The sequence below is a fragment of the Algibacter sp. R77976 genome, assembly GCF_044594645.1.
Lineage (GTDB): Bacteria > Bacteroidota > Bacteroidia > Flavobacteriales > Flavobacteriaceae > Algibacter_B.
In genome coordinates, this window is the sequence record NZ_CP138989.1 from 2,988,248 (window position 1) to 3,010,436 (window position 22,189).

The window sequence follows — 22,189 nt, forward strand, 5'->3', positions numbered from 1 at the left end:
GATGAATATCACGAAAATTTGCTGCATTGGTGCAGGGTATGTAGGTGGACCTACGATGGCCGTCATTGCTAAAAAAAATCCGAGTATTAGAGTTACTATAGTGGATATTAATCAAGCCAGAATTGATGCTTGGAACAATCCTGATGTTTCTAAACTACCAATTTACGAACCTGGTTTAGCTGAAATTGTTAAAGAAACTAGAGGTAAAAACCTGTTTTTTTCTACAGAAATCGATAAAACAATAGATGAATCTGAAATGATTTTTATATCTGTAAACACACCTACCAAAACATACGGTAAAGGCAAAGGCATGGCTGCAGATTTAAAATATGTAGAACTTTGTGCAAGAAATATCGCTGAAGTTTCAAAAACAGATAAAATTGTAGTAGAAAAATCTACTTTACCAGTTAGAACAGCACAAGCAATAAAGAGTATCTTAGATAATACTGGAAACGACGTAAAATTTGATATTTTATCTAATCCTGAGTTTTTAGCAGAAGGTACTGCAATTCAAGATTTGTTAAACCCTGATCGTGTGTTAATTGGTGGGGAATCTGAAGATGCCATAGAAAGTTTAGCTACCGTTTATGGAAGTTGGGTACCTCAAGAGCAAATTTTAAGAACTAACGTATGGTCTTCTGAGTTATCAAAACTTACTGCTAATGCATTTTTAGCGCAACGTATTTCATCTATAAATGCAATTTCTGAATTATGTGAAAAAACAGAAGCTAATGTAGATGAGGTTGCAAAAGCTATTGGTATGGACTCAAGAATTGGCCCGAAATTCCTTAAATCATCAGTTGGTTTTGGTGGTTCTTGTTTTCAAAAAGATATATTAAACCTTGTTTATATAGCAAGAAGCTTTAATCTTCAAGCTGTTGCCAATTACTGGGAACAAGTTATTATTCTTAACGATCACCAAAAAAGACGTTTTGCAGATAACTTAATAAGCACACTTTACAATACTGTTTCTGGGAAAAAAATTGGTTTTCTGGGATGGGCTTTCAAAAAAGACACTAATGACACTAGAGAATCTGCTGCTATATATGTGGCCGATCATTTATTAAATGAACAAGCAAATATTTCTGTTTTTGATCCGAAAGTTTCTAATGAAAAAATGCAATCAGATTTAAACTATTTAAATACAAGATCTGAAGAAGAAAACAGAAATTTAGTTCAAGCTACAGAAAATCCTTATGAAGCTTTAAAAGATGCTCATGCAGTCGCTATTATGACGGAGTGGGATGAATTTAAAACTTACGATTGGAAAAAAATATACTCAGAAATGAAAAAGCCTGCATTTATATTTGATGGTAGAAATATTTTAGATAAATCTGAAATGGAGGAAATAGGATTTGAATACTCTTCTATAGGTAAATAAAATAATTATGAATAAAGATAAAATTGCTATTATTGGATTGGGCTATGTTGGCTTGCCGTTAGCTAGACTTTTTGCAACAAAATATGATGTTGTTGGTTTTGATATTAATCAAAATAGAATTAATGAATTATTAAATGGGAATGATGCTACACTTGAAGTAGAATCTGATGTTTTAAAATCTGTTTTAAAACAAAAAGAAAGTGATGGAACAGGACTTTTTTGCTCATCAAATCTTGATGATATTAAAGATTGTAATTATTATATAGTTACTGTACCTACTCCAATTGATAAAAACAATAGACCAGATTTAACCCCACTATATAAATCTAGTGAAACTGTAGGTAAAGTTTTAAAACATGGCGACATAGTTATATATGAATCTACTGTTTATCCAGGAGTAACAGAAGATGAATGTATTCCTGTTTTAGAAAAAACAAGTGGTTTAAAATTTAATATAGATTTTTATGCCGGATATTCACCTGAGCGCATTAATCCAGGAGATAAAGAGCATACTGTAGATAAAATATTAAAAGTTACTGCAGGATCTACTCCAGAAATTGGAATAAAAGTAAACGATTTGTATGCTAGTGTTATTACTGCTGGTACTCACCTAGCCCCTACTATTAAAGTTGCTGAGGCAGCAAAAGTCATTGAAAATTCGCAACGTGATATTAACATAGCATTTGTTAATGAACTTGCTAAAATTTTTAACTTAATGGATATAGATACCCATTCCGTTTTAGAAGCAGCAGGAACAAAATGGAATTTTTTACCATTTAAACCTGGACTAGTTGGAGGACACTGTATTGGTGTCGATCCATATTATTTAGCTCAAAAAGCTCAGGAAGTTGGTTATCACCCAGAAATAATATTGGCAGGACGCAGAGTTAATGATGGTATGGGTCAATATATTGCCTCAGAAGTAATAAAACTGATGCTGAAAAATGAAATTCATATTAAAGGTGCTAAACTTTTGGTATTAGGTATTACATTTAAAGAGAATTGTCCTGACGTTAGAAATACTAAAGTTATTGATGTAATTAATGAACTAAAAAGTTATGGCGTTGATATAATTACCTATGATCCTTTAGCTAACCCAGAGGAAGTATATCATGAATATAATATTAAAACCGTAAAAAAATTACCAAAAGAAAAATTTGATACTATAATTTTAGCTGTTTCTCATAAAGAATTTTTACAAAAAGATTTAAAAGATTCATTAAAAACCAACGGGGTTATATATGATGTAAAAGGCGCATTAAAAGATAATGCGGATGCTAGATTATAAAACTCTATTTTAATATACAAAAAAATTGTGCTTAATTCCGCTTACTTAAATAAGTTAATTTCATATCTGCTCTATATAGGGTTGGGATTAAGTTTGATATTTGTTTATTTTGCTCAAGAACGTCTATATAGACAGATGACATTTGGGATTTTATCTTTAGGGCCAGAAAAATTTATTAGAGAATTCTCTGTTTTCTTAATATTCTTAACAGTAATTTTAAATTTATTTGTTTCGAAAAAAGAATATAAACCCAAAATATTTATCGTTTACTTAACATTGTTTTTATGCATAACATTAAATTTTTTATTAACAGGTCCAGGCATAGGTGATTTAACAGCCTTAATGGATAAAAGAGGTATAGGTACTTGGATTTGCTTTGGTTTAATATTCATATCCTATAACGATAAAAGATACGAGTTTTTCAAAAAATTTATAATAATATCTGTATTAGTAATTTCAGCTCTCGCTTTATTTAATTTAGTCGACTTTGGATCTGGAGCTTACAGAGGGCAGGCGCTTTCAAAGTACCGTGTATACGCTGTGAATATGATGTGGATTACGCCATATATATTCTTGATTACAAAAAACAATCCTAAACTAATTTTTTTTAGGTTTTACGCTCTTTTTATAGGTGTGTTTTTAGCTTTAATCATACAAACTAGATCATTTCTTTTAATATATACTTTGGTTATAGCTTTTGATTTTTTTTATACGAAGAAAAAAACATATTATACAGTTGGTATTCTAATAGCTGCTGTACTATTTGTTTTCATATTAATTAGTACACCTTCTTTAAGTAGCTCACTCGATTTATTAATGCAACGAGGAACGAATGATACTAGATCTGGTCAATTAGATGTATTTATAAGTCAACTAAATTTCTTTGAGGTAATTGTTGGAAAAGGTTATTATGCTTCATATTTTTTTAATGGTAGGTACTACCCTTTTCTAGATAATCAATGGCTCTTATTAATCTGGTGGGCGGGCTTCATACCAGCAATGGCATACTTTTATTTAACTGCAGTTATACCGATAAAATTATTTTTTAAAAAAAATCAAGATTATGAAACAAAGGTTGAAGCATTAATACTAATTATTTGGTGTCTTGCATGTGGTGGATTAGCTATATATACAATCATGATGATTGATTATTTCTTTTTTATAATATGCATAATTCAAAGTAGACTTTTATATAAATTTAGTAAGACATGAGTATAGATAGAGATTCTATTAAAAAAATGATTGCATTATACGGGTCTTCATTCATTGGAATTGCACTAGGTTTTGCTATAAGTATTTTTAATACTAGCGTATTAGGTAAAGAAGCGTTTGGCGATTTCAAATTTATAGAGATGGTATTTCGCTTTCTAGCTAGCGTAGTTTCTGTTGGTGTTTTTGTTTCTATAACTAGGATGTTAGCTATAGCTAAGAATAAAATCTATAAACATAACCTTATAGGTGTTTTTATTATAACTCTAGCAGTAGCTTCTCTAATTGGTGTTGTTTTTTTAATCCTTTTTTCCTTTTTAGAACCTCTTCTCTTCTCAAATAACTTAGGCCCTATTTTTAGAAAATATGCGCTCCTAATTTTTGCTGTACTTGGTGGTATAGCTCTCAGGGAAATATTAAAGGGATTAAATAAAATATATACACTTTCTATTCTTGGTGCTTTACCAGCATTCGCATATTTATCAATTGCATACATATATAGCTTAAATAATGCATTATACCTTGAAGATATTTTATTACTTTTTTATGGGCTTCAGTTTGTTTATATAGCTTTTATTATTTATCGATTGAAACCAACATTTAATATACAAAAATCACTTATAAGGGATGTTATTCATGAAAACAAAACAAATGGAAGACCCATATACTATGGGAGCTTGGCTGGTGTTGCTACTGCACATATAGTAGGCTTTTCTTTATCATACTATATTGATAATACTCAAGTTGGATTTTATACATTAGCAATGACGGTTTGCAGCCCTTTATTAATTGTCCCTTCAGTTTTAGGAACTACTTTTTTTAAAAAGTTTGCAAGCCTAGATTATATTCCAAAAAAAGTTGTGTTTTTTTCTCTTCTAGCAACTTTTTTTGCTCTCGCTGTATTTTATCTATTTATTGAAAAAATCTTTATGTTATTTTATTCCGAAGATTTTTATCCAGTCATAGGAATAGCAAAAATTTTAATTTTTGGTTTTTTATTGCATGGATTAGGAGATTTAATTAATCGGTTTTTAGGAGCAAATGGACAAGGGAAATTATTACGAAATGCAGCATTTGCTGTTGGGTTGGTTAATATTTTAGGATATACTATATTAGTATATTATTTTGGGGTTACTGGCGCTGTAATAACAAAAATAATTGCCAGCGGAGTTTATTTATTAATGATGTATTATTATTATACAAAATTCACAAAAAATATAAAACATGTTTAAAGGAAAAACACTATTAATTACAGGAGGAACAGGTTCGTTTGGTAATGCTGTTTTAAATCGTTTCTTAGATACAAATATTAAAGAAATTAGAATATTTAGTAGAGATGAAAAAAAACAAGATGATATGCGGAATCATCTTAAAAATGAAAAAGTAAAATTCTATATCGGGGACGTTCGAGATTTTAATAGTATTGACAGAGCAATGAGCGGTGTTGATTATGTTTTTCATGCAGCAGCATTAAAGCAAGTACCGTCATGCGAATTTTTTCCAATAGAAGCGACAAAAACAAATGTTTTTGGTACTCAAAATACGATAGATGCCGCTATAAAAAATAAAGTAGGTAAAATAATTTGCTTAAGTACTGATAAAGCTGCTTATCCCATAAATGCAATGGGGATTAGCAAAGCGTTAATGGAAAAAGTTGCTATAGCAGCCTCAAGAAATATTGCAAACAATGACACTACTGTATGTTTAACCAGGTATGGAAATGTTATGGCTTCAAGAGGTTCAGTAATACCCCTTTTTGTTAAACAAATTAGAGAAAATTTGCCTTTAACTATTACAGACCCAAGTATGACAAGATTTTTAATGTCTTTAGAAGACGCAGTTGATCTCGTTCTTTTTGCTTTTACTAATGGGAATCAAGGAGATTTATTTGTAAATAAAGCTCCCGCAAGTACAATTGGAGACCTAGCTAATTCGATTAAAGACATTTTTGGTGCTAATAATGAAATAACGATAATTGGAACTAGACATGGTGAAAAATTATATGAAACACTATGCACAAGAGAAGAAATGCAAAAAGCTGAAGATATGGGAGATTTTTATAGAATCCCTGCAGATAATAGAGATTTGAATTATAGTCGCTATTTCTCAGAAGGAGATGAAGATATAAGTGTTATAGAAGATTATCATTCACATAATACAACACAATTAACTAAAGATGATTTAAAGAATACTTTATTGAATCTTGGTTATATTAAAGATCGTTTAAATGAATAAAAAGCATGAGTTGATTTTGGGTGATTCTTTTTCAGATGATCGTGGAATATTATCATTCTGTAATAACTTTTCACTTAAACCAATCGTTAGATTTTATGAAATTGCTCCCAAAGACATTATCAATATTAGAGCATGGCAAGCACATAAAGAAGAATCAAAATGGTTTTATTGTACTAAAGGCGCTTTTACAGTTAACCTTGTAAAGATAGATTCTTTTGAAAACCCTTCTGATGATCTAGAAATATATACTTATGAATTAAATGAAGAAAAGTCTCAAATCTTATATATTCCTGGAGGCTATGCCAATGGATTTAAGGCTAAATTGAATAACTCAAAATTAATGGTGTTTTCAGATTTTAATCTAAATGACTCAAAAGAAGATGATTATAGATTTGAAACTAATAAATGGATAAAGAAATGGTAAAAATAGGAATAACAGGTCAAGCAGGATTTGTTGGGTATCACTTATACAATACATTATCATTAGATGATACTGTTGCAATAATTGATTTTAAACGTGCTTTCTTTGAAGAAAATGAAGCATTAAAAGCATTTGTTGCTAGTTGCGATGTTATTGTTCATCTTGCTGCTATGAATCGGGACGAAAATCCGGAAGTAATTTATGATACTAATGTAGGCTTAGTTTCTAAGCTAATAAAAGCTTGTGAAGAAACTAATAGTAATCCACATATTATATTCTCTTCTTCTACGCAAGAATCTCAAGATAATTTATACGGGAAATCTAAAAAAGAAGGGAAAGCTCTTTTTGAAAAATGGGCCACAACTTCAAAAGGAAAAATCACATCCTTGACAATACCTAATGTATTTGGAGCTTTTGGAAAACCTAATTATAATTCATTTATTGCAACTTTCTGTCATAAACTAACTCATGGAGAAGAGCCTAATATTATAAATGACTCCGAAGTGAAGTTGATTTACGTTAATGAATTAGTTTCTGAATTTATTGGAGTTATAAGAGAAAACACCAAAACAAATAAAGTTAACCCTTATACCTTTGAGTATTTAGTTCCATATACGAGTTCAAAAAAAGTTTCAGAAATCTTAAGTTTATTAAAATCATACAGAGATAACTATTTAATGAATGGCGAATTTCCTTCATTAGAAGATCCTTTTGAAAAAGCATTATTTAACACTTACAGATGCTATGTTCCTGATAATCACTACCCTGTATCATTTCAAAAGCACACAGATAATAGAGGTGCCTTTGTTGAAATAGCAAGAACTAATACTAGTGGTCAATTCTCTTTCTCGACTACAGTCCCTGGAATTACAAGAGGAAATCATTTTCACACTAGAAAAGCTGAACGCTTTGCCGTAATTGGCGGAAAAGCCTTAATACAATTACGGAAAATTGGCACAAATAAAGTGATTGATTACTACTTAGATGGAGAAAATCCATCTTATGTAGATATGCCTATTTGGCACACACATAATATTAAAAATATTGGAGATACAGAGCTTATAACATTATTTTGGATTAATGAGCCTTATAATCCAGAAAACGCAGATACTTATTTTGAAAACGTATAACTTATGAAAAAAATAAAAGTTGTTACAGTAGTTGGAACCCGACCTGAAATTATCCGGTTATCTTGTGTAATTCAAGCTTTAGATGCTAATGAAGCTATTCAGCATATATTAGTACATACAGGTCAAAATTATGACTATGAATTAAATCAAGTGTTTTTTGAAGATTTGGGGCTTCGTGAGCCTAATTATTTTCTTAATGCAGCAAAGGGATCTGCTGTAAATACTATTGGTCAAATTTTAATAAACATTGACCCAATATTAGAACAAGAGCAGCCAGATGCTTTTCTTGTATTAGGAGACACAAATAGTTGCCTTGCGGCAATTACTGCAAAAAAACGTAAAATTCCTATTTTTCATATGGAAGCTGGAAATCGATGTTTTGACCAACGTGTTCCAGAAGAGACCAATAGACGTATTGTCGACCATTTATCTGATATGAACCTTACATATAGTGATATTGCTAGAGAATATTTATTACGAGAAGGTTTACCGGCAGATAGAGTTATTAAGACTGGTAGCCCTATGTTTGAAGTTTTAAACAAATACTTAGATAAAATTAAAAACTCAGATGTATTAGAGCGTTTAAATTTAGAAGAGAAAAAATATTTTGTTATTTCTGCACATAGAGAAGAAAATATTAGTAGTGAAGCTAATTTTAATTCTTTAATCGAAAGCCTTAATCAAATAGCTGATACATATAAATTTCCAATTATAGTTTCTACACATCCTAGAACTAGAAATATGATAGACGCAAAGAATGTAAAAGTAAGAGACGAAGTGAAGTTTATGAAACCTCTTGGCTTTAATGATTACAATGCATTACAAAAAAATGCTTTTGCTGTTCTTTCTGATAGTGGTACCATTTCTGAAGAATCCTCAATATTAAATTTCCCCGCATTAAACATAAGAGAAGCTCATGAACGTCCAGAAGCTATGGAAGAAGCTTCTGTTATGATGATTGGATTAAAACCTGAGCGAATTTTGCAAGGTCTAGCTGCGTTAAAAGTACAAAAATTAAATCCTGAAAGAAATTTTAGAGAAGTGGCAGATTATAGCATGCCTAATGTAAGTGAAAAAGTAGTTCGTATTATTATTTCTTATATAGACTATATAAACAGAGTGGTTTGGTCTAAAAAATCTTAAATTATAGAATGAAGAAGGTTTTTGTATACAGTAATTTCGATTTTTCAGTTAAGAATGCTGGTGTAACTAGAATGTTATACTATGCGCAAGCTTTAGCTAATAAAAATACTTCTGTATATTTAGTTAGTTGTAGTTCATCTACTATTAATAAAAAGTCTTTTAAAGAAGTCCTTCCTAATGTGTTCATTCTCAATAATAATAATTTAACATATAGTTTTTTAGGTACTTTTAAATTTGTAAAAAAATTATATAAATTTTCAAAAAAAACACAAACGGAAAACGCTTTTATATTTTATCCCTCTCCCCTTGTTTATTTGGAAATAACATCTCTTTTTTATTTAAAACTAATAAAAAGAGAAGCTGTTTTTTATGAACTGAACGAGGTAAGAAAACACACCTCTGCTTTCCACAAAAAAAGTAGTTTTAAAAGATTAAAATATTCTATTAAAAAAATAATTTTTAAAACAAGTTTTTCTTTTTTGGAATTGTTTCTTTGTTTTTATGACGGGCTAATATGTATTTCTAGTGCCATAGAAGAATATGGAAAGAAATTTAATAAGAATACTATTAGAATCCCTATTTTAACAAATCCTGATTTAAAAAAAGAGTTCTCAAACATTATATATAGTAAAGGTAATTCTTTTAATATTGGGTTTTCTGGTAAAATTCATCCGGATAAAGAAAACCTATTAAACTTTTTTAAGGTTCTATCTAAATTGAAAAATAAAGGCATTGTTTTTACCCTTAATTTGTGCGGGCCAATTGAAGAAAAACATAAAAACTTATTACTAGACAAAGCTGCAAAAAGTTTAAATATTAAAGAAAATATAAATTATTACGGCAACTTGAATACCAAAGAATTGTCTACCTTTTTAAGTCAACAACAATTACTTGTTATACCAAGAGGTTATACAAAACAAAATCACTTTGGGTTTTCAACAAAATTATCTGATTATTTAAATCATGGAAAACCCATTTTAATTACGGATGTAAGTGATAACAAACTATTCATTAAAGATAGTTATAACGGTTTTATTGTACCAGCAGATGATAACGAAAAGATGCTTACTAAAATTGAGCAAATAGTAAAAAATTATAATGATATTTATGAAGTTATAGAGAGAAATGCAATGGAAACCTCGAAAAAGAGCTTTTATTACAGAAATTTTGAAAGCAGGATGAGTATTTTTCTTTTTAAAAATTAAACTAAATATTTTGAATAAAAAAAAACAAATTGATTGGTTTACAGTAGTTCTTGCAGACACACATGGAGGTGGTGCTGAACAACAACAGATTAATATATTCCAACATTTAGTTGATACTGGAAAAAAATGCTATGTTATTTGCCTTACTAAAAAAAACATGGGGTGCTGGGAGTTTATGGAGAAAAAAGGCAGAGTTCTCTATTTACCTTTTTCTAATAAGTATGCAAAAATATCTTATTTATTACTTTTCCCGGTATTGTTCTATACATTCTTAACAAAAAGAATTTCATATACTTTTACCACACAAACACTTATAAATAGTGCTATTGGGATTTTTAAAAGAATTGGTTTTTTAAAACGAACTAAAGTAATAGTTCGAGAGTCTAACTCTATTTTTAAACTTATGTCTGGTTTAAAGTTAAAACGATATGCGTTTAGTTATAAAATTGGTTATTCAAAAGTAGACTTAGTTATATGTCAAACTGAGTATATGAAAAATCAATTATTAGAAGCTTTACCATGGCTATCTAAAAAAGTAACTGTTTGTGTTATTGATAATCCAATTAATTTAAAAGCTATAGCTGAAAAAGCTAAAGAATATATAGAAGCATCAGAAGGTGAAGAATATATGGTAGCTGCAGGTTCACTGCATCCCAAAAAAGGGTTTGATATATTAATTGATTCTTTTTTTAAATTACAAGATAAACACCCTAGTATTAAGTTATTTATTCTTGGAGAAGGAAAAGAGCGAAGTTCTTTAATTAAACAAATTAACTCATTACATCTAGAAAATAAAGTTTTTCTTAAAGGGTTTACCAGTAATGTTTATCCATATTTTAAGAATGCAAAACTTTGTGTTATGTCTTCAAGAATAGAAGGCTTTCCTAATGTTCTTTTACAAATGATGTCGCAAAACCATAAAGTAGTTAGTACTATATCTGCTGGAGGCATTGAAAATATTGAAGGAATATTTACATCTCCAATAAAAGATGCAGAAAAATTAGCGTATTCTATCGATAAAGCATTAAATTCTAAAACCAAAAAAAATAGAGTGATTTTTGATTCTTTTTTAGCCAAGAGAGATCTTGAATCATTTATAAAAAAAATACACTTAAGATTACCTAAAGATATATGAAAACTTTTAAAACAATAAAAGTTTTTCATTATTTAAATTAAATCAAAATAAGCCTAAATCTATATTCAATGAAAAATGCTATTATTGTTGGTGCTGGACAAAATGGACAAGTATATGCCTCTTATTTAATAGAAAGTGGTGTTAATGTTATAGGTTATGTCGATGATGCTCCTAGTTTACAGGGAAAAATATTTCATAATATTCCTGTTATAGGGGTAATTAAAGATTTATATCTTAACAAGTTTAAAAATAAAATTCAATTAGTTTATTGTCCTATAGGAGTTAATTCAATAAGAGTTAATTACTTGAACTTACTAAAAAATGAAGGATACGAGACCCCATCTTTTTTTCATTCATCTGTATCATTTGGTCCAAATGTTAGTCTTGGAGAGGCTGTATATATACTTTCTGCTAGTGTTATTATGCCGCACACCACAATTGGAAACCATGTTATGATAAGTTCAAATTCAACTGTATGCCATAATACAACATTAGAGGATGGTGTTTTTGTGTCTTCTGGGGTTACTATTGGTGCCGGAATTAATATAAGGAAAAAAGCTTTTTTAGGAATAGGTTCAATAATAATGACAGGGGTTAGAGAAATAGGTAGGCAATCAATAATTGGTGCAGGTACTGTTATTATAAAAAATGTTTTAGAATATGAGACAATGATTGGAAACCCTGGAGTTACTTTATTAAAAAAATAAATTATATTTAAACTATATTTTTTATAATAAGGTTTATTAACTATCAGTTTCTAACAATAAATTGTTTGAAAAATAATGTTATAATATTTACAGTACGTTTTAAATGAAAAAAATAATAAGAGTTACAACTGTACCTGCATCTTTAGGTGGTCTTCTTACAGGACAATTAAAGTTTATGTCCAATCATTATGAAATTTTAGGTGTTTCATCAAAAGGAAAGGACAACCAAATTAATAAAGTTTCAGAAAAAGAAGATATTCGTGTAGAATCTATTGAAATGACAAGGCAAATAACACCTTTTAAAGATCTTATTGCTGTTTGGAAACTCTACAAACTCTTTAAAAGAGAGTCTCCTCATATTGTACATTCGCATACACCAAAAGCTGGAACTTTGGCTATGTTTGCTGCATATTTAGCTAAAGTACCCCAAAGGCTTCATACTATAGCTGGACTCCCACTACTTGAAGCTAGAGGAGTGAAACGTAAAGTTTTAAATACCGTTGAATATTTCACTTATAAATTTGCAACAAAAATATACCCTAATTCTCATGGTTTATTAAACATTATTTTAGATAATAAGTTTACAACTATTGACAAGCTAAAAGTAATAGGAAAAGGAAGTTCAAACGGAATAGACACTTCAACTTTTAACCCCAATATATATGACGCAAATTCTAAGCAAGAATTAAAAGATAAACTAGGTATATATGAAAATGAATTTGTTTTTGTTTTCGTAGGTAGAATGGTATCTGATAAAGGAATTAATGAATTAATCTCTGCATTTAGTCAATTAAACCAAAAATTTAATGATATTAAATTATTGTTAGTTGGTGATTATGAAAATGAGTTAGATCCGCTATTACCAGAAACAATAAAAATAATTGATAAAAATAAAAATATAATTTCTACTGGTTGGGTAAAAGACGTAAGGCCATATTTTTCAATTTCTAATGCACTTACTTTTCCAAGTTATCGAGAAGGTTTTCCAAACGTCGTCATGCAAGCTGCTGCTATGGAACTTACCTGTATTGTATCAGATATAAATGGATGTAATGAAATTATCACACATGAAAAAAATGGATTAATAGTACCCGTGAAAGATACTCAAGCATTAGTCGATTCTATGAGTTTTGTTTACCTAAACAGAATAGAATCAAAAAAAATGGGTATTAAGTCTAGAGAAAGTATTGTTTCTAACTATGAAAGAAAAGAAGTCTGGGAAGCTATATTAAAAGAATACCAAACACTTGAAAACCGGAATAAATAATACTATGAAATCAGAAGATTTAAAAATTATAACATTAACTAAAACTCTTCTAAAAGAAGCTCTTGACAATAATACATATTGGAGCTATAATACTAAAAATATTCCTTTTTCGAAAAGTAAAGCAAAATGGTTACTTGAAAACAGTAGAATTGAAGATGAAGATGTATGCGCTATTTTAGGTTATGAAAACCAAGATTTAGTGTCTTTTATATACATTATTCCAGATTTGATTAACACACCTAAGGGAGCAAAAAAAATGTTTTGGAGTAGTAGATGGTGGGTTGCAGAAAAATACAAAGATACTATACTATCAACATACACTAGAAATTTATCATTAAGTGCAACAAAAAACAAAACTATTATAAAATATATAGGTCAGGAAACAATTCCATATTATAAAAAACAACCGTTTACAGAGTTTTCAAAAAGAACGAAACATATTATAGTTTTTAGTTTAGACTTACAGCTTTTATTAAACAAGATTAAAATATTAAGAAGGGTTAAACCAATTATTAAATTACTGTCTATTTTATCTTTTTATTTAACTGCGCTAATTAACAAGATAAAAAACTATAAACAAGTTAAAAACTTAGATTATGAATATTTATCTTTTATTGATAAACATGCTTGGTCTTTTATTGAACCTTTTCTGAAAAATGATTTAGTTTTAAAAACACCAGAATATATTAATTGGCAAATTGATAATAATCAATATACTCAAACTAAAAACAAAAATAACTCATCACATTTTTGTTTAATTAATAGTTCGGGTAATAATATGTATAACTTAAGTTTTTTAATTAAAAAAGAAGACATTATTGGTTTTATATCTATTTTAATTACAAATAAAGAATTCCATGTACGTTATTTTATTACTGATGATAAAAATTATGATAATTGTGTTGATGCTTTAATGGATAACTTTATAAAATCTAAAGCCACAATACTTCATACGGAAAATGATAGATTAGGCAAACACATAAGTAAAAAGTATTTTAAAACATATTCAAAGAAAAGAGAATTATTCTCTCTTGTACATAATGATATCGATTTAAATACTGAAAACTATAATGTATACGAACAAGATGGTAATTTTGCTTAAATATTATTTTTATGAACCTTATTAACAATTTTAAAGAATCCTTCAAAAAAAATAAAAATAAAAATGCACTATGTATAAATGATGTTTTCTACACATACAGAGAGTTTTCGGAACAAATCTTAAAAATCAGGAAATTACTTCAAAGTAAATTAAATTCAGAAGAGAAACTAATAGGTTTAATTACTAATAATGATATACAAACCTATGCTTCAATTTTTGCACTTTGGTTGGAAAACAAAGCATATATACCATTAAATCCTGCTGCTCCAATAGAGAGAAATAAAGAAATTCTAAAATCCATAAATGCAAAATATATTTTAAATTCTGACGAAAGCACTTTTCATGTCAACGATATTTCTGTATTATTAACTCATAATATTAATAATGAGAACACTAACATAGTTGATGTTAAAATCAATAAAAATAGTATAGCTTACATTCTATTTACTAGTGGAAGTACTGGTAAACCTAAAGGAATACCTATTAACTTAGAAAATGTCGATGCACTTATAAATGCATTAACTTTTGATGGTGAATACATTTTAAATAATTCGGATAGATGTTTACAAATGTATGATTTGACTTTTGATGCGTCTTTAACAGCTTTTTTACCTGCATTTCTTTCTGGAGCTTGTATTTATACTGTGCCCCCAGATAGCATGAAATACTTTCATGTTTTTAAACTTTTACAAAAATATGAATTGACGGTTTTAAAAATGGTTCCTTCTATAATTCATTATTTACGTCCATATTTTCCTGAAATTAATTCTAAAAGTGTTCGTTATTGTATATTTGGAGGAGGGAAACTTTACCAAAATATAATTAAAGAATGGCTTAAATGTATCCCAAATAGTAAATTATACAATCATTATGGGCCTACAGAATGTACAGTATGTAGCACGTATTATGCATATCCAATTAATGCTAGCTTAAATAAATCGCACAATGGTGTTATTTCTATTGGAAAACCCTTGAATGGCTTTGATTACCTCATTGTTGATGATAATAATAAAACAGTCAATAAAGGAAATGAAGGCGAACTTTGTTTATATGGTAAACAAGTAACTCAAGGGTATTGGAAAAATAAAACTTTAAACTTAAATTCTTTTTTTATTAAAGAATTTAATGGAGAAACGAAACGATTCTATAAAACTGGAGATATTTGTTATGAAGATTCAGATGGCTATTTAATGTATGTTGATCGCAAAGATTTTCAAGTAAAAATAAGGGGTTTTAGAGTTGAATTAGGAGAAATTGAATTTCAGACAAAAAAAATAATAACCCAAAACAACTTAATAGTAATTGATATTAATAATTCAAATGGAAATAACGAAATAGCGTTAGTTATTGAAGGAACAGATTTTGATTTAAAAGATTTACAAAAATATTTACAAAGTGTACTACCAAACTATATGGTACCAACAAAATATTACTTTTTATCAAACTTTCCGCATAACAGCAATGGTAAATTAGATAGAAAAATATTAAGAAACTTAATACAACAAAATAAAAATGACTAAAGAAAATATTTTAAAAACTATAACCCAATCTTTTGTAAAAGTACTTGAACATGATAATTTTACTTTAACAGAATCAACAACAGCTAATAATGTTGATGGTTGGGAATCAATAACACACATGATGATAATTACTGATATAGAAAAAACGTTTAATATTAAATTTAAATTAATGGATTTAATGAGTATGGAAAACATAGCTGACTTAATTTCTACAATTCAAAAAGAAACTAAATAAAAATACATCATTAAATAATATTATATTTTTCAAATTATGGTTAAAAACAATTGGGCTTTTTTTTGTAGTTTTTGGGGTAAAAATGCTAAAGACACTATTGAATCTTATTTAAATAATTCATTAAAAAACTCTAACATATCTTTATTAGTATATGAAAGTGAACCATGCGGGGCAGCAGAAATAGCTAGATTAAATAATATTGACACCTTATTAATTAATAAAGACAATTTTAGTTCATCAAGAGAATATCAAAAAACTATTTTAAATGAATTATTAAAAAAAAATATCGATTTTATTTTTTTATTAGGCTATCAACACCTTGTTCAGAAAGATATTTTAAATGCATATCCTAACAAAATAGTTAACATACACCCTTCTCTTTTTCCCAGTTTTTTAGCCACAAAAACAGCTATTCAAGATGCCATAAATTATGGGGTTAAGTTAACAGGTATTACGACTCATATTATTGATGATAAATTTGATAGAGGTACTATATTGTTTCAAGAATCGATTCGAGTTAAAAAAAATGATTCATTAGAATCATTAACTCCTAAGTTTTCTAAAAAAGGTCTTAAAATGATAATTAAAACTATCAAAAAGATGGAGAAATCAGGAAAATAACCTCTCTTCCATTTATAATCTAAAAAAATATGAAAACTAATTCGTATATAAAACACAGAATAGGCATAGGTTCTTCTTTCCATAAGCAAGGTTTAATGAATTTAGATTTAATAGATTTAAATTTTGACTACGAAATATTTTATTCTGGTAGACAAGCTTTTAAATACATTTTAGATGAAATTCACCTAAAAAATGATATAGAAAAAATTTGGATGCCTGAGTATTATTGTCAAAATGCCATGAACGATTGGATAAAGCACAACTATAATAATATATATTTTTATAAAACTAAGCCATTTAAATTTGATAAAGCTATTGACATAAGTGCCTTTGCATCTAAAAAAGATGTTGTTTTATTAAATAACTACTGGGGATTATGTAGTACCATAGACAAGACAAAAAACGCCCCAATTATTATAGAGGACCACTCGCATGGATGGTTATCTGATAGATGCTTAAATAGTCAAGCAGGTTATTGTTTTGCTTCTTTAAGAAAATCGCTACCTATCCCTTTAGGTGGCATATGCTGGAAACCTAAAACTAAATTAACTGTAGATACAGAAAATTTCATAGAAGATAATTCTTTTTATAACGCTTGGAATATTGCGTATAAAGCTATGTGTGAAAAAAAACTCTATAAAGAATATGACAAAGCATCTAATAAACAAAATTATTTGGCAGGAGTTAATACTGTTGAACTATTTTTAGATCAACATCACAAAATTATAAAAGTTAAAGAAAGTGATAAGGCATATATAAAGAAATATCTAAATTATAATGTATTAGAAATTAAAAAAAATAATTTAAAATTTCTTTATGATTCTTTGATCAATATTAATTTTATAAAAATTATCAGAAGAAAAAATTATACTGCTTTTGGACTTATACTACTTTTTAAAGATGAAAAACAATGTAACTCTTTAAAAACACATCTTATACAAAATGAAATTTATCCATCTTTTTTATGGCCTAATAATGAACTTTCTTCTAAATGGAAATTCTCTATTAATATTCATGTTGATTTCCGTTATACTATAGATGATATGATATACATTAAAAACAACATAAACAATTGGATTACAGCTAATAAAACCAAATAAGATTATGTATAAATTATTTTTCAAACGATTATTTGATGTATTAGGAGCACTTATAGGCTTAGTAATTCTATTTCCTATAATATCATTACTATTTATTTTATTGACTTTATCAACCAAAGGGAAGCCTTGTTTTATGCAAAAACGTCCAGGTAAAAATGAAGAAATATTCACTATTTTTAAGTTTAAAACCATGAATGACAAAAAAGACAATAACGGAGTTATCTTGCCAGATACTGAACGATTAACATTTTTGGGTAAATTTATAAGAAAAACTTCTTTAGATGAAATTCCACAGCTTCTTAATGTATTAAAAGGCGATATGAGTTTTATTGGACCTAGACCCCTTTTAATTCGTTATCTACCTTACTATTCTTCCTCAGAAAAGAAAAGGCATCTAATAAGGCCAGGCATTACTGGTTTAGCCCAAATCTCTGGGAGAAATCTTTTAAATTGGGATGAAAGATTAAAAAAAGATGTCGAATATGTTGACAACATCAGTTTTTCTCAAGACCTTAATATTCTATTTATATCTATTAAGAATGTACTAACCTCAAAAGATATCGTGGTAGACCCAAGTTCTGTCATGGCAGATTTAGATAATTTAAGAAAACTAGATTAATTCATTTACATTATTGATAAATAAAGCTATTTTTAACTGATATTTCTGTAATACTTTTCTTTTAGCTAAAAAATAAACATTTAATCTAATTTATAGTTTTATGACGTTTCCGTATATTATTTTTGCGACATGAAAAATTACTTAATAATAAAAAGAACTCTCGATCTATTAATATCAATAGTGGCATTTATAATATTTTCACCTGTTTTTATTATTATTTTTATAATATTATTTTTGTTAAACGATGGTAAACCTTTCTTTTTTCAAGAAAGACCTGGTAAAGATGAAAAAGTCTTTAATATTATTAAGTTTAAAACAATGAATGACAAAAAAGATAATCACGGTGAGTTTTTACCTTTTGAGGATCGAGTTACTAAAATTGGTCATTTTATTAGAAAATATTCATTGGATGAAATACCACAACTATTAAATGTAATAAAAGGAGATATGAGCATTATTGGACCTAGACCATTATTGACTCAATATTTACCGCTTTATAATCATGAACAAAAAAAAAGACATAATGTTAAGCCTGGTATAACTGGGTGGGCGCAAGTTAAAGGGCGTAATTCTATTTTATGGAAACAAAAATTCGCATACGATATATATTACATTAATAATATTTCTTTTGGTTTGGATATGAAAATATTATTACTGACAGTAAAAAGAGTAATTATCCCTGAAGGAATAAATAATAAAAATGGACTAAACATGCCTACTTTTACTGGCGATAATGAAGAATAGTATTTAAATTAACTTCTTAAGAACATTATATATAAAAAAAACAAAACTCTAAATAATATAAATGTATAATCTAGATTTTCAAACTATAAATGATAATACAAATATTGACAAGTATAACAATATCTTAAAAAAGTTTAGAAAATGTAATACATTCTATTCTTTACAGTATAGCAATTATACTTTTGATAATAATTTAAATTATTTTTTTTTTAAAAAAAATAATAAAGCACTAATATTACTACCTGTTTATTTAAATAAAATTTCGTCAGAAGCTCTAGATTCTGGAGAAGTTTATTATGATGCCGTTTCGCCTTATGGCTATAGTGGCCCATTATTCAATGAATCTGTTGATGAGCGCGACATTAAAACCTTTTGGAATCAAGTTGATAATTGGTACAAAGAGAATAATGTAATTACCGAATTTATACGTTTTAACCTTGAATTTAATCATAAATATTATTCTGGACACTTAATTCCGTCTTTGAATAATGTAAAAGGAGAAATTAAAAATTTTGAAGATATATGGAGTAACTTCAAACAAAAAGTTAGAAATAATTATAGAAAAGCAGAGTTAAATAACCTTAGAATAGTCATTAATTCAGATAAAAAAAGTTCTGAAGATATTGGGGTTTTTTATGATATCTACATAAAAACAATGGTTAGAAATGACGCCACAAAAAATTATTTCTATACTAAAAGCTATTTTGAAAATCTAATTAACCTTAATCAAGAAAAGACAGTTCTTGTAGTTGTTTATAAAGGTGAAATACCTATATCTACAGAACTACTTATTTGCAATAATGATTTTTTATACTCTTTTCTTGGAGGAACTCTTTCTGACTATTTTAAATACAGGCCTAATGATTTTCTTAAAATAGAAGTTATAAAATGGGCGATTTCCAATGGAAAATCGCATTATATATTAGGTGGAGGTCGTCAAAACGATGATGGTTTATATCAATATAAAAAATCTTTTTTTCCTATAGATAAAGATGTAATCTTCTACACAGGTAGGAAAATAATAAATCAAAAAATATACAGCAAATTAATAAATCAAGAAACTATTGATAAAACTACTATTAATAATTTAATGATTAATCCAAACAATTATTTTCCAATATATAGGGAAATGCAAACTCAAATCACTCCTTCACTTACCGTTATTAAGAAAAAATCAAAATGGGATCAGACTTTAAAGGCAGTTGAAAATTATGATTTTTATCACACTTTTGATTATCATGAACTATCAAAACAAGATAAAGAGAAAACTATATTACTTAAGTATATAGAAAATAAGAGTATTGTTTGTATCCCTTTGATTATTAGAATCATAGAGAATACTCAATATTTTGACGCAACATCTGTATATGGTTACTCTGGTCCTTTAGTAAAAAATATTGACAAGAATTTTGATAACGCTAATTTTATAAAGACTTTAAATAAATACTTCCAAGACAACAATATTGTTTCAGTTTTTTCTAGACTAAATCCTTATATAAAGAATCAGGTTTATACACTTGAAGGCATAGGAGATATTACAAGTTTAGGTAATGTTGTAAACATAGATTTAAAAAAAAGCCTTCAAGAACAACGTGCTTTATATTCTAAATCAACAAAAAATAGAATAAATAAAATAAGAAAAATTTGTGATATAATTGTTAGCAATAAAAAAGAAGATATTAAACAATTTATTGATATTTATTGCGAAAATATGGATAGAGTTAATGCTAAAGACATGTATTACTTCCCTAAAAGTTATTATTATAACTTGGTAGAAAATAATGATATAGATATCTTATTCGCATTACACAAAGAAACCAATGAATATGCTTGTGCTGCTATGATGGTAAAAACCAACAATATAATTCAATATCACATATCTGGTACTAAAAATGATTATTTAAACTTATCTCCTATTAGAATTCTTATTGATGAAATGAGAATACGTGGAACAAATGAGAACTATGAGTTTTTTAATTTAGGTGGAGGTTTAGGCAATAATGAAGATGAACTTTTCAAATTTAAATCTTCTTTCTCAAAAGATTTTAAACCATTTTCAATTTGGAAACTTATTTCAATGCCTGATGTATATAAAGAATTAGTTAATAAAAAAGAAATATCAAATTCAAATATAAATTTCTTCCCATTATATCGATATGAAGAAGCTAAAAACTAATAAATTAGTTTTTCTTTAATAATTCTATCATGGAAGCTATTTGATTTGACACCAAATCTCTTCCATGATTATTCCAATGTTTATCGTAAATAAGAGTTTTATGTAAATCTGATGATTTAAAACATTTTGATAAATCTAAATATTTATAATTATTTTCATTCAAATGATTAATAAAAACTAATGGTGTTTTATCTGTCTCTAAAAAAAAAATAAACCGCTTTTTATTAAAACCATAAGTAGATACCAACTGATCAAAGTTCTCTATATACTTATCAACTATATTGGTTTTAGAAAATTTTAATTTTTCTTTTTTATTTCTTTTAAATGATATCAAATTTGAAACAAATTTTTTTCCTACATCAACAACACCTATACTCTTTAAATATGTTAAAAGCTTTATTTTGCGTAAGTTCTTATATAAGGGAGACTCCAATTTTATTCTACTTTTAATTATCTCATATTTCTTTCTTTCTAAATCTGTTTCAACCTCAAGACCAATAAAAACGTAATCTATTAAATCAAATTCTTCTTTATATTTATGTATTAAATGAAGTTGATCTGCCAAATCATATCCAGCGTAACCGTATTCATAAACTACTATATTCTCTAGTTTATTTTCTATTTTTTTTCCTATAGAATTATCAAAATCTTGATGAAAACCTTCAATGAAGGAATCCCCGACTAGTGCTATTTCAAACTTTGTTGAAGATGGATGAAACTCTCTGTAAGAATTATATCCAGAATTATTTATTCTGAACTTTGAAAAGTTTTGTCTTCTATTTCCTGTAACAGAATAACCTTCTTGAATAGGTTGCCATTTTTCTACTCCATACTCATCAATAACCCTTATGGGATGATCCTTAGTTAAATGAAGCACACGAATAAGCAATTCAATAACAATAAAAATCCCAATTAAATATATTATTAATTTAAAAAAAAGTTTTTTCATAA

The 22,189-nt window shown here is 27.7% G+C and carries 21 protein-coding genes; 20 read left to right on the forward strand and 1 reads right to left on the reverse strand.

What is annotated here, in order from left to right; genetic code table 11:
* Position 1 precedes the first annotated feature (1 nt).
* The 20 genes from SJY43_RS12740 to SJY43_RS12835 all read left to right on the forward strand — a co-directional run bounded on the left by SJY43_RS12740 (position 2) and on the right by SJY43_RS12835 (position 21,238).
* Complete coding sequence (locus tag SJY43_RS12740; protein WP_396601127.1) at positions 2-1,381, forward strand: nucleotide sugar dehydrogenase; 1,380 nt, start codon at positions 2-4, stop codon at positions 1,379-1,381.
* A gap of 7 nt (positions 1,382-1,388) precedes the next feature.
* Positions 1,389-2,669, forward strand: a complete 1,281-nt coding sequence (locus SJY43_RS12745; protein WP_396601128.1) for a nucleotide sugar dehydrogenase — start codon at positions 1,389-1,391, stop codon at positions 2,667-2,669.
* A gap of 135 nt (positions 2,670-2,804) precedes the next feature.
* Positions 2,805-3,881, forward strand: a complete 1,077-nt coding sequence (locus SJY43_RS12750; protein ID WP_396601129.1) for a hypothetical protein — start codon at positions 2,805-2,807, stop codon at positions 3,879-3,881.
* Positions 3,878-5,110 (forward strand): lipopolysaccharide biosynthesis protein, encoded by a 1,233-nt coding sequence (locus tag SJY43_RS12755; protein ID WP_396601130.1) that lies wholly within the window; start codon positions 3,878-3,880, stop codon positions 5,108-5,110. Before SJY43_RS12750 ends, SJY43_RS12755 begins: the two co-directional genes overlap by 4 nt.
* Entirely contained in the window at positions 5,103-6,113 is a 1,011-nt protein-coding gene (locus SJY43_RS12760) for an SDR family NAD(P)-dependent oxidoreductase (RefSeq protein ID WP_396601131.1), read from the forward strand. The genes SJY43_RS12755 and SJY43_RS12760 overlap by 8 nt, the downstream gene beginning before the upstream one ends.
* The gene (locus SJY43_RS12765) at positions 6,106-6,537 is read left to right on the forward strand and encodes a dTDP-4-dehydrorhamnose 3,5-epimerase family protein (protein ID WP_396601132.1); all 432 of its coding nucleotides are present in this window, start codon (positions 6,106-6,108) and stop codon (positions 6,535-6,537) included. The genes SJY43_RS12760 and SJY43_RS12765 overlap by 8 nt, the downstream gene beginning before the upstream one ends.
* Complete coding sequence (locus SJY43_RS12770; RefSeq protein WP_396603413.1) at positions 6,531-7,664, forward strand: NAD-dependent epimerase/dehydratase family protein; 1,134 nt, start codon at positions 6,531-6,533, stop codon at positions 7,662-7,664. The genes SJY43_RS12765 and SJY43_RS12770 overlap by 7 nt, the downstream gene beginning before the upstream one ends.
* Before the next feature lie 3 nt (positions 7,665-7,667).
* A complete protein-coding gene (gene wecB, locus SJY43_RS12775) occupies positions 7,668-8,807 on the forward strand; it encodes a non-hydrolyzing UDP-N-acetylglucosamine 2-epimerase (RefSeq protein ID WP_396601133.1) in 1,140 nt (379 codons plus the stop codon).
* Between the two features lie 8 nt (positions 8,808-8,815).
* Positions 8,816-10,012: a glycosyltransferase gene (locus SJY43_RS12780; protein ID WP_396601134.1), complete on the forward strand. Its 1,197-nt coding sequence runs from the start codon at positions 8,816-8,818 to the stop codon at positions 10,010-10,012.
* Positions 10,013-10,022: 10 nt separating this feature from the next.
* Positions 10,023-11,147 carry a glycosyltransferase gene (locus tag SJY43_RS12785; RefSeq protein WP_396601135.1) on the forward strand — a complete coding sequence of 375 codons (1,125 nt, stop codon included), beginning with the start codon at positions 10,023-10,025 and terminating at the stop codon, positions 11,145-11,147.
* Between the two features lie 68 nt (positions 11,148-11,215).
* On the forward strand, positions 11,216-11,854 hold the full coding sequence (locus SJY43_RS12790; protein WP_396601136.1) for a sialic acid O-acetyltransferase: 639 nt from the start codon (positions 11,216-11,218) through the stop codon (positions 11,852-11,854).
* Positions 11,855-11,957: 103 nt separating this feature from the next.
* Complete coding sequence (locus tag SJY43_RS12795) at positions 11,958-13,121, forward strand: glycosyltransferase family 4 protein (RefSeq protein ID WP_396601137.1); 1,164 nt, start codon at positions 11,958-11,960, stop codon at positions 13,119-13,121.
* Between the two features lie 4 nt (positions 13,122-13,125).
* Positions 13,126-14,223: a hypothetical protein gene (locus SJY43_RS12800; RefSeq protein ID WP_396601138.1), complete on the forward strand. Its 1,098-nt coding sequence runs from the start codon at positions 13,126-13,128 to the stop codon at positions 14,221-14,223.
* An 11-nt stretch (positions 14,224-14,234) separates the two neighbouring features.
* Complete coding sequence (locus SJY43_RS12805) at positions 14,235-15,743, forward strand: AMP-binding protein (protein ID WP_396601139.1); 1,509 nt, start codon at positions 14,235-14,237, stop codon at positions 15,741-15,743.
* Complete coding sequence (locus tag SJY43_RS12810) at positions 15,736-15,978, forward strand: acyl carrier protein (RefSeq protein WP_396601140.1); 243 nt, start codon at positions 15,736-15,738, stop codon at positions 15,976-15,978. The genes SJY43_RS12805 and SJY43_RS12810 overlap by 8 nt, the downstream gene beginning before the upstream one ends.
* 36 nt (positions 15,979-16,014) lie before the next feature.
* Positions 16,015-16,599, forward strand: coding sequence for a formyltransferase family protein (locus tag SJY43_RS12815; protein WP_396601141.1), 585 nt, complete (start codon positions 16,015-16,017; stop codon positions 16,597-16,599).
* A 95-nt stretch (positions 16,600-16,694) separates the two neighbouring features.
* The gene (locus SJY43_RS12820) at positions 16,695-17,699 is read left to right on the forward strand and encodes a hypothetical protein (protein WP_396601142.1); all 1,005 of its coding nucleotides are present in this window, start codon (positions 16,695-16,697) and stop codon (positions 17,697-17,699) included.
* A gap of 4 nt (positions 17,700-17,703) precedes the next feature.
* On the forward strand, positions 17,704-18,318 hold the full coding sequence (locus tag SJY43_RS12825; protein ID WP_396601143.1) for a sugar transferase: 615 nt from the start codon (positions 17,704-17,706) through the stop codon (positions 18,316-18,318).
* Between the two features lie 129 nt (positions 18,319-18,447).
* A complete protein-coding gene (locus SJY43_RS12830; RefSeq protein WP_396601144.1) occupies positions 18,448-19,062 on the forward strand; it encodes a sugar transferase in 615 nt (204 codons plus the stop codon).
* 61 nt (positions 19,063-19,123) lie between these two features.
* Positions 19,124-21,238, forward strand: a complete 2,115-nt coding sequence (locus SJY43_RS12835; protein ID WP_396601145.1) for a GNAT family N-acetyltransferase — start codon at positions 19,124-19,126, stop codon at positions 21,236-21,238.
* Positions 21,239-21,242: 4 nt separating this feature from the next.
* Here the strand turns inward: SJY43_RS12835 and SJY43_RS12840 are convergent, their stop codons facing one another.
* Complete coding sequence (locus SJY43_RS12840) at positions 21,243-22,187, reverse strand: hypothetical protein (protein WP_396601146.1); 945 nt, start codon at positions 22,185-22,187, stop codon at positions 21,243-21,245.
* Positions 22,188-22,189: the final 2 nt, after the last annotated feature.

Bases quoted from the DNA above. Each gene is read 5' to 3' on its own strand.
- SJY43_RS12815 (WP_396601141.1), top strand. From the start codon at position 16,015: ATGGTTAAAAACAATTGGGCTTTTTTTTGTAGTTTTTGGGGTAAAAAT.
- SJY43_RS12760 (WP_396601131.1), top strand. From the start codon at position 5,103: ATGTTTAAAGGAAAAACACTATTAATTACAGGAGGAACAGGTTCGTTT.
- SJY43_RS12820 (WP_396601142.1), top strand. From the start codon at position 16,695: ATGAATTTAGATTTAATAGATTTAAATTTTGACTACGAAATATTTTAT.
- SJY43_RS12770 (WP_396603413.1), top strand. From the start codon at position 6,531: ATGGTAAAAATAGGAATAACAGGTCAAGCAGGATTTGTTGGGTATCAC.
- SJY43_RS12755 (WP_396601130.1), top strand. From the start codon at position 3,878: ATGAGTATAGATAGAGATTCTATTAAAAAAATGATTGCATTATACGGG.
- SJY43_RS12765 (WP_396601132.1), top strand. From the start codon at position 6,106: ATGAATAAAAAGCATGAGTTGATTTTGGGTGATTCTTTTTCAGATGAT.
- SJY43_RS12740 (WP_396601127.1), top strand. From the start codon at position 2: ATGAATATCACGAAAATTTGCTGCATTGGTGCAGGGTATGTAGGTGGA.
- SJY43_RS12745 (WP_396601128.1), top strand. From the start codon at position 1,389: ATGAATAAAGATAAAATTGCTATTATTGGATTGGGCTATGTTGGCTTG.
- SJY43_RS12805 (WP_396601139.1), top strand. From the start codon at position 14,235: ATGAACCTTATTAACAATTTTAAAGAATCCTTCAAAAAAAATAAAAAT.
- SJY43_RS12835 (WP_396601145.1), top strand. From the start codon at position 19,124: ATGTATAATCTAGATTTTCAAACTATAAATGATAATACAAATATTGAC.
- SJY43_RS12795 (WP_396601137.1), top strand. From the start codon at position 11,958: ATGAAAAAAATAATAAGAGTTACAACTGTACCTGCATCTTTAGGTGGT.
- SJY43_RS12790 (WP_396601136.1), top strand. From the start codon at position 11,216: ATGAAAAATGCTATTATTGTTGGTGCTGGACAAAATGGACAAGTATAT.
- SJY43_RS12810 (WP_396601140.1), top strand. From the start codon at position 15,736: ATGACTAAAGAAAATATTTTAAAAACTATAACCCAATCTTTTGTAAAA.
- SJY43_RS12780 (WP_396601134.1), top strand. From the start codon at position 8,816: ATGAAGAAGGTTTTTGTATACAGTAATTTCGATTTTTCAGTTAAGAAT.
- SJY43_RS12830 (WP_396601144.1), top strand. From the start codon at position 18,448: ATGAAAAATTACTTAATAATAAAAAGAACTCTCGATCTATTAATATCA.
- SJY43_RS12800 (WP_396601138.1), top strand. From the start codon at position 13,126: ATGAAATCAGAAGATTTAAAAATTATAACATTAACTAAAACTCTTCTA.
- SJY43_RS12840 (WP_396601146.1), bottom strand. From the start codon at position 22,187: ATGAAAAAACTTTTTTTTAAATTAATAATATATTTAATTGGGATTTTT.
- SJY43_RS12750 (WP_396601129.1), top strand. From the start codon at position 2,805: ATGACATTTGGGATTTTATCTTTAGGGCCAGAAAAATTTATTAGAGAA.
- SJY43_RS12825 (WP_396601143.1), top strand. From the start codon at position 17,704: ATGTATAAATTATTTTTCAAACGATTATTTGATGTATTAGGAGCACTT.
- wecB (WP_396601133.1), top strand. From the start codon at position 7,668: ATGAAAAAAATAAAAGTTGTTACAGTAGTTGGAACCCGACCTGAAATT.